The following is a 7689-nucleotide window of genomic DNA, read 5'->3' as shown; positions in this document are numbered from 1 at the left end:
GCGCATCGCGCAGTTCTTCCACGAATGGTCCAGGGCTTGCCCTGGTTCGGGTCGAGGGGCGAACAGCCCCCGCGGGGTCCGGGGCAGCGCCCCGGCGCGGCGGCCTCAAGAAGAGACCAATGCTCAGCCGGAAGAAGGGGGTGCGATGAATTGGACGGCGTCACACGCTCGGGTAGAGTGCGTCGCGGATGACCCCTGCCACGCGACAGCGCCTTGCGACCATCCTCGAGCGTGAGCTCGACGCGGTTGCGGTCCAGATTGTCCCGAACGGCGCCGACCCCGGTCCGGATGGGGACGGCAAGACCTTGCGCTGGGATCTCGGCCGCGGATGCCAGCTCGTCGTCACGTTTGCTGCGCCGATCGTGGACCGCGCGGAGAAAGAAGCGCGCCTCGCGACCCTCATCGAGTCGTTTGCCGACCTCTTCGGCGAGGTTGCTGCCGAGGTGCCACGGCCGCGCCCCGAGCCTGCGGAGGCGCTGCGGGTCGAGCTGTCTGCGCTCGCGGGCCGCGCGGGTGCGCTTGGGGCCCTGGTCATCGACGCCACCTCGCCCGTCGTCTGGGGCGCCTCCGAGGCGCCCACGGGCACGGACGATCCCGAGGCCGAGGCCCGCGTCGCTGAGACCTTCGCTCGCGCCCACGCGGCCGGCATCTCCTGGGTCGAGCTCGTGCGCAGACCGGGCAGCCTCACGATCCCCCCGCCGGGCGAGCGCAAGGAGCCTGAGGAGCCGTCTGCCCGCCGCTTCCGCTTGGTCCCGCCGGTGGACGAGCTCGCGCCGCTCTCGGCCGAGGATCGCGAGGCGATCGGCCGCCGCGTCCAGCTTGCCCGCGCGGCCATCACGCGCGTCCGGAAAAACCCCACGATGGCGGAGCTGCACCGGGGCGAGCACCTGCACGAGGCCGTGCTGGAGGAGGGGCTTGGCTACCTGGCGCGGTCGTTCGCGACGATTTATGTGCTCGTGCTCGTCTACCCGGGCCCGTTCGACGAGCTTGGCGCCGAGCGCGCTGTCACGCGGACGCTCCCGGCCATCGAGCGGCTCGTCGTGGCCTTGCCGCCGGACGATGCGCCGACGCACGGCGGCAAGGGGGCCGTCGTGGCATTGCGACCGCGACGGCGAAAATGAATTCGATTACAGCGGGTGTGAGCCCACGAGCGCTGCCACGTTGGGCGGCGGCTTCCCGCCGGTCACGCTCACCTCGGCCTTGCCGTCGCCGAGCTTCACGTCGAGCGCCCATCCTTCCTTGATCGGCAATCCTTTCGTCATGAGCTTGCGCGTCTCGGCGTCGGGCGTGAATCCTTCGAGCTGCATGCGGTCGCGGATGTACGTACGCTCGACGGGCACCGTGAGTGGACATCTCCATTCCGTGGTTTTTCCCTGGGGCGGCACGCACAGGGTCACGGTCCGGACGGTCTCCTCCTCGTATTCGTCGATCCCCATGTCCGAGTCGTGCCGATCGCGCCGCGCCTCGAACCAGAGCACTGTCGTCTTGCCGGCCGTCTTTTCGGTCACGGTGGGAATCGTGAGCTCCTCGTAAATGCCGAACGCGCCCGGGTTGTGCGTCGATCCGATCTTCCCGACCGGCAAGAAGCCCTTTTCCCCTTTGGCGACGAGGATCCAGTCCGTCTGAAACACGGCCGTCTGCGCCTCCAGCAAGGTGAGCTCGGTCCGCGGAAGCTTCGGCTCTTTCACCGGCTCGCAGGACCGCGGCGACTCCGGCTCGCCCGGCTCGGGCTTCGTCAGGCAGGCGCAGACGTCGGCGATCTTGACCGCCGCGGTCTGGCAGGGCAGGGGCTCGACCGCAGGGGGCGCGGGCGCTTTCTCTTTCTTCGAAAGCTCCGCGAGCCGCTTCTCCACCGTCTCGTTCGGCCGGAGCGCGACCGATTTCCGATAATGGTCGAGCGCGGTCTTCGTCTCCTTGCGCTCCTCGGCGATGCGGCCGAGGTTGTAATGCGCCATGGCCTGAAGCTTCGGGCTCGTCGTGCGGTTGATCGCCTCTTCGCTCGATTTTTTCGCCCGTTCGAGCTCGCCGGCCTTGAAGGCCGCCCAGCCGAGCTCCGTCAGCGCGGGCGCGTCGCCCGGCACCACGCCGAGGGCTTTTTCAAACGCCTTGATCGCCTCCGGCCATTGCGACTTCCCCGCGAGGAGCCGGCCTTCCGTGAGGTGCTTCCGGTATTCGCGCATCTTCTCGGGGCTCGGCGCCTCGCGGGTCTTTGGCCGCTTCGGCCGCGGCAGGCCCTCGCCGAGGGCCGAGGCAGTCGGGGCCGCGGACGCCGTCGTGGTGGGCGTCGGGGCCGGGGGCGCGGCCGAAGGCGCGGGCTGTGGGGTGACGCCCCCGTCCTGGCAAGCGACGAGGGAGGCGAGGGCGGCGAGGGGAATCGAAGCACGAATCGAGAGCATCGCGGGCTCAAAAAACAACAGCCCGCGCGCCCCGTCAAGGCTCGGCGTACACTACGCGAAGGACCCCTCGCCCCCGGAGGCCCCGCATGTCGCCCCGAATCCCGCACGCTTGCACGATGCTCCCGCTCCTCGCGACGCTCCTCGCCGCGCCGCTCGCCCACGCCGCGCCCGCGCCCGCGGCGACGACCTTCCTCGATGGAGACCGCGCCGTCACGGCCGAACGCCTCGGCGCGGCGGCCCTCGATCCGCGCGGCAGGAGCCTTACGCCCGTCCGCCTCCGCTACGGGTCGCGATCCTTCCTGGCCTCGATCGATCACTCTGCCGTCGTCCGCCTCGATTCGGGCGGCGAAGAGGCCCTCGCACGCCGCGGATATCGCCTCGTCGAGCCGCTCATGCCCTCGATCGGCCTCTGGCTCGTGGAGGACACGGCCGGCGAGGACGGCCTCTCCATCGCCGCCGCACTCGCGAACGCCGAAGCGCGCACCGAGGGCGTGCGTGACGCCGTGCCGAACCTCTACGTTCGCATGGAGCGCCGCGGCGAACCTTTCACCCCCAACGATCCGCGTTTCTCCGGACAATGGTATTTCGACGACGCCCGCATGCGCATGTCTGAGGCCTGGGGCATCACGCAGGGCGATCCGAGCACGACGGTCGTCGTCATCGACAGCGGTTGCGATTTCACGCACCCCGATCTCCAGGGCAAGTTCGATCCAGGCGTCGACGTGGTCGACGGCGACGACGACGCGAGTTACGACCCGGCGTTCTCGGGCGCCGAGCACGGCACGGCGTGCGCCGGGATCATCGGCGCGGCCACGAACAACGGCGTCGGGATCGCGGGCGCCTGCCCCGAATGCCGCCTGCGCTGCGTCCGCATGCTCGCCGACGAGGCCACGCCGCTCTCCGCGCCGATCAAGGCCTTCGATTTCGCGCTGCAAACGGGCGCCGCGGTCGTGTCGAATAGCTGGGGGTACGTCGAGGCCATGCCCGTCCCGGCGACGCTGCGCGACGCGATCGACAACGTCTTCGACAACGGCCGCGGCGGCAAGGGCGCGGTCGTTGTCTTCGCGGCCGGCAACGACGACCGCGAGCTCGGTGATGACGAGCTGAATGCCGTGCGGGGCGTGCTCACGATCGGAGCGATCAACCAGTTCGACGACAAGACGTTCTTCACGAACTACGGCGCTTCGCTCGACCTCGTGGCGCCCATCGGCACGCTCACGACCGACATCGTGGGGCCGGGCGGGCTCGATCCGACCGATTACACGCTCAATTTCGGTGGGACGTCCTCCGCGTGCCCGGTGGCGGCGGGCGTGGCCGCGCTCGTCGCGAGCGCCGCGCCGGAGATGACGTCGGACGAAATCGTTAAATTGCTCATCGAGACGGCGCGGCCCGCGCCGTACGCGACGCCGGACGCGGCGGGGCACGACGTGGTGTTCGGGCACGGCATCGTGGACCCGCTCGCCGCGCTGACGGAGGCGCTCGGAGACGTGGAGGTGCTGCCGCACCTGCCGGATCCGCCCGTCGAGGAGGACGCGGGCTGTGCGTGCCGTGCAGGCCAGGCAGGCGGGGATGTATGGATGGCGGGGGCGTTTTACGGGGTGGTGCTCGCAGGCCTGGCTTTGCGACGGCGCGCGCGGCGGTGACCGAGGAGCCCGAGGGCTCCGAGCGCCACGAGGCCGGGGCCCGCGGGGGCGGGAGAGAGAGAGCATCCGCAGCCGCCGGGATCGCTGGGTTCGCTGCCGCCTCCGCTTCCGCTTCCGCTGCCGCCTCCGCCGCCGCCTCCGCTGCCGCTTCCGGCGTTCTGGACGGCGGTTTTGCAGGCCTCGACTTCGTCCGGGGCTCCGATGCAAAGGGTGGGCTTGCGGGAGTTGCCCGCGGAGGCGCCGTTCACCACGACGACCACGAGATCATCGGCGCTCGACGTGTCGATCGGATCGACGCCCGCGCGCACGTCGAGCGCGCGAACGACGGGGCCGACCGTGGTGCCCGTCCGGGTTGTGACGAGCAGCGCGAGATCGTCGACCTGATCCGCGGCGTCCTCCGGCGTGGCGAGCGCGGCCATCATTTGCGCGCGTCCGCCCGCGCCGACTCGGTAGTATTGTGAGGATGCGTAAAACACCCGCAGCACGTCGGTATACGGCGCGGCGACGTTCTCCATTTCGACGGGCGCATACTTCGCGCCGCTCGCATATCCGCGCGTCGGGTCGGCGCTCTGGGCCGTGAAGAGGTTCCACGTGGCGAACTCGACGAACGCCTCGGGAAACGACGCGCCGGCCGCCGCGGCGAGCGTCGGATCGAGCACGTCGAACCAGTCCGGATCGGTCACGCCGTCCACGCCGTCCTCGGTCTTTTCGACGAGCGTGCGTACCGTGCCGTCGCCATAACGCTCCTCCAGGAACTGAAAGAAGATCGCGCTGCCGTAGCTGAATGGATCCACGGGCCCAGGCAGGGGCACATCGAGCGAGCGGTCGACGTTGTCGAGATAGCCGTCGATGAACGCTTCGAAGTCCGGGAGCGTGGCATCAAACGCCTCCGTGGCCCAGACCGCGGTCCCCTCGTTGAAAATGCTCCCCTGGTCGTGATCGTAGGCGGCCTGGACGGCGTGGAAGAACTCGTGGCTGCCAAGGATGCGGTTCGCGACGAGCGTGGACGGGTAGCCGTATCCCTTGTAATCGTTCTCCTGGACCATGTAGCCGGTGCATTGACTCGGCTTGTCCGGCCCGCAGGTGTCCGTCTGGTAGACGCCGTCGCCGATGCCCGCGAAATCGACGAGGTAGACGTCGAACCGGCCGTCCCCCCCGTTGTCCGGCAGCCCCTCGTCGCTGCGCGGCGGCCGGAATCCCATCGCCTCGTAATGGCCGAGGACCTCGTCGTAGACCGACGCCACCTGCTCCACGAAATCGGGCGCGCCCGAGCCGTCCGCGTCCTCCGTCGGCACCGCATTCGGGCCCGCGAGCGTGAAATGGACGAGGAACTTCCCCCCCGGCGAGGCGAACGTTTCCACGACGTCGCCCGGCTCGAAGTTGAACTGCAGCCCATTGCCCGGCGTATCCGGCCGGTCGAGCGGCGCATAGGAAGGCGCGTCCCATGCGAGCGCCCCGGGCGCCGCGCCCTCCGGCCGGCACGCGGCGAGCGTGGAGAGCGCGGCCATCGCGAGGAGGCGAGCCGCCCTCACGGCAGGAACGCCCAGCGAATGCTGAAGTTCGCGGAGCCCGTGTTCATCATCGGAATCGAATCCGTCGTGTTGCATTGCTCTTGCACGGACGGCTCGTACCACGTGTCCACGATGAGCTTCACGGTCCGACCGTCGGCGAGGCGGACGGCAAAGACGTTCCCGGTCATCTTCACGCACGCCGTATACGTCCAGAACCCCGAGAGCGCGGTCGCCGGCGAGCCCGGCAATCCCGAGCCATCCGGAATCAACTCGCAGGCCTCGGAGAAGTATTCATCCTTGCGGAACGGGACGTTCTCGGGCGCGGCCGTGACCTCCTCGTATTTCACGTCGGCTCCGGGCACGCGCGTGGCCGCGACGCAGGAGGGGCCGGAGTTGCCGCTGTTGATACGGACGACGTAGCGCCGGAAGGCGATGTCCCAATCCATCGAGGCGAGCGAGTCCTCGTCGGAGATCTCGACCTTCTGGAGCCCGGTCTCAGTGAACTTGCCGTAGACGTACGAGTCCGGATCCGAGACGAACGCGCCGCCCGCCGTGGCGTCGACCCCGGTGCGGAAGCCCTCGCCGTCCGGCTCGTTCGTGATGAGGCCAGGGGCGATGTCGCTTTGGAGGTTCATCCCCTGAAGGACCTGATCTTCACAAGGAATCGCGGTCGGCTCGGTGCAACCCGTCGTCACGCCGCCACCACCACCGCCGCTGCCCCCGCCACCACCACCGCCGGCTCCGCCGGCCCCGCCGTCGCCGCCAGAGGCGCCAGCGCCGGAGGTGTCCGCCGGATCCGAGGAACAGGCAGGGAAGAGCGCGAGGAGAGAACCCAGGAGGGAAAATACGAGGAAGGAACGCATGGTGGCGATGCTACCACGGCAAGGGGCAGGAGCGCGAGAAGCAGGGACGGAAATGGCAACAAGGAGTGGCGCGAGGTTCCGACGTCCCCATGTCGATCTGCCCGGCTCGGTCCGGAGGTGATCACGCTCTCGCCATTCGAGGGAACGTTCGATTCGCAAGAGCCGGCGCTCCACCTCGAAGAGCAGCGCCGGGGCTCAGGTTCGGCTAGGCTCTGCCCACATGAACCGCACGAGCTGGGAGGTCACAGGCCACGGCGCCGCAGTCGTCGCCCATCGGGCCGTGGCTTGCACCGAGAAGGCCCCGTCACGGCCCGCCACGCACGAGCATGCCGTTCTCTGCTTTTACGTGGGCGGCTCAGCGATCGTCGAGCAACGCGGGCGCCACACGCTCGGCGCAGGCGACGTGCTCGTCATCCCCGCGGGCGAGCCACATCGCGTGCTCACCACCCAGAGCGCAGAGCTCTGGGGCCTCGGCCTCTGCATCCCGTGCCTGCCTTCGCAAGAGCTCAAACCGCTGCTCGCCCCGTTCGAGCGCGTGCGCAGCGGCGGATCCGCCGTCGTGACCGTCCCTTCGGGCCGGCACGAGCACCTCGTCGGCCTCTTCCGCGAGCTCGGCCGAGAAACAATCGCCCCCCCAAGCCCCGCAAGCAAGCTCGTCGTGCAGAGCCTCGTCGCGCTCATCCTGGCCGAAGTGTTACGCGCGCAGCCATTTCCCGCGCCCGGGGCCGCATCCGCAGGCCCGCCGCTCGTGGCGGAGGCGCTCGATTACATCGAGAAGCATTGCATGCAGCCAATCTCGCTCGCCGACGTGGCCGCAGCCGTGCGGCGCTCGCCCGCGCACGTGACGACAGCGCTCCGGCGCGCGACAGGAAAAACGGCAGGCGAGTGGATCGTGGCAGGTCGCGTCGCCGAAGCAGAGCGGCTGCTCGTCTCATCAGACGAGCGGATCGACATCGTCGCCGAGCGGGTCGGTTATGCAGACCCGACCCATTTCATCCGCATCTTCCGCCGGGCACGCGGCATGACGCCCGCAGCCTTCCGGGCGGCACACCGCCGAGGCGCCTCCTAGCAGCATCGTGGGGCCGCCGCGCCGGGGCGCCGCCCCGGGCCCCGCGGGGGCTGTTCGCCCCTCGACCCGAACCAGGGCAAGCCCTGGACTCGTGGTGGAAGAACTGCGCGATGCGCAGTTCTTCCAACGGGCCGGTGGCAAGACCAGAGACAGCGTTGCCAGTCACGGCGGTCTTGGTTGGCAGGGTCGTACCTGGTCTTGCCTCGA

The 7689-nt window shown here is 69.5% G+C and carries 6 protein-coding genes; 3 read left to right on the top strand and 3 right to left on the bottom strand.

Translation table 11 applies throughout. From position 1 onward, the window contains the following. The first annotated feature begins 188 nt into the window (after positions 1 to 188). A complete protein-coding gene (locus KEG38_RS54575) occupies positions 189 to 1121 on the top strand; it encodes a hypothetical protein (protein WP_272429165.1) in 933 nt (310 codons plus the stop codon). Between the two features lie 6 nt (positions 1122 to 1127). Here KEG38_RS54575 and KEG38_RS54570 read toward each other — a convergent pair whose 3' ends face one another. After that, positions 1128 to 2396: a tetratricopeptide repeat protein gene (locus KEG38_RS54570; protein WP_272429164.1), complete on the bottom strand. Its 1269-nt coding sequence runs from the start codon at positions 2394 to 2396 to the stop codon at positions 1128 to 1130. An 86-nt stretch (positions 2397 to 2482) separates the two neighbouring features. On the opposite strand from KEG38_RS54570, the gene KEG38_RS54565 reads away from it, so the two are divergent. Then, on the top strand, positions 2483 to 4039 hold the full coding sequence (locus tag KEG38_RS54565; RefSeq protein WP_272429163.1) for a S8 family serine peptidase: 1557 nt from the start codon (positions 2483 to 2485) through the stop codon (positions 4037 to 4039). On the opposite strand, the gene KEG38_RS54560 is transcribed toward KEG38_RS54565, so the two are convergent. Together KEG38_RS54560 and KEG38_RS54555 are read right to left on the bottom strand one after the other, a co-directional pair. Further along, on the bottom strand, positions 3988 to 5547 hold the full coding sequence (locus KEG38_RS54560) for an MXAN_6640 family putative metalloprotease (RefSeq protein ID WP_272429162.1): 1560 nt from the start codon (positions 5545 to 5547) through the stop codon (positions 3988 to 3990). The two genes, KEG38_RS54565 and KEG38_RS54560, sit on opposite strands and share 52 nt — an antisense overlap. Positions 5548 to 5567: 20 nt before the next feature. After that, on the bottom strand, positions 5568 to 6413 hold the full coding sequence (locus KEG38_RS54555; protein ID WP_272429161.1) for an HmuY family protein: 846 nt from the start codon (positions 6411 to 6413) through the stop codon (positions 5568 to 5570). 220 nt (positions 6414 to 6633) lie between these two features. On the opposite strand from KEG38_RS54555, the gene KEG38_RS54550 reads away from it, so the two are divergent. Continuing rightward, a complete protein-coding gene (locus tag KEG38_RS54550) occupies positions 6634 to 7482 on the top strand; it encodes an AraC family transcriptional regulator (protein WP_272429159.1) in 849 nt (282 codons plus the stop codon). Positions 7483 to 7689 lie beyond the last annotated feature (207 nt).

The sequence above is a fragment of the Polyangium jinanense genome (genome assembly GCF_028435265.1).
Taxonomy (GTDB): Bacteria; Myxococcota_A; Polyangia; order Polyangiales; family Polyangiaceae; genus Polyangium; species Polyangium jinanense.
Note: the sequence above shows the minus strand (reverse complement) of the source record. Positions and strands in the feature narration are given on the sequence as shown.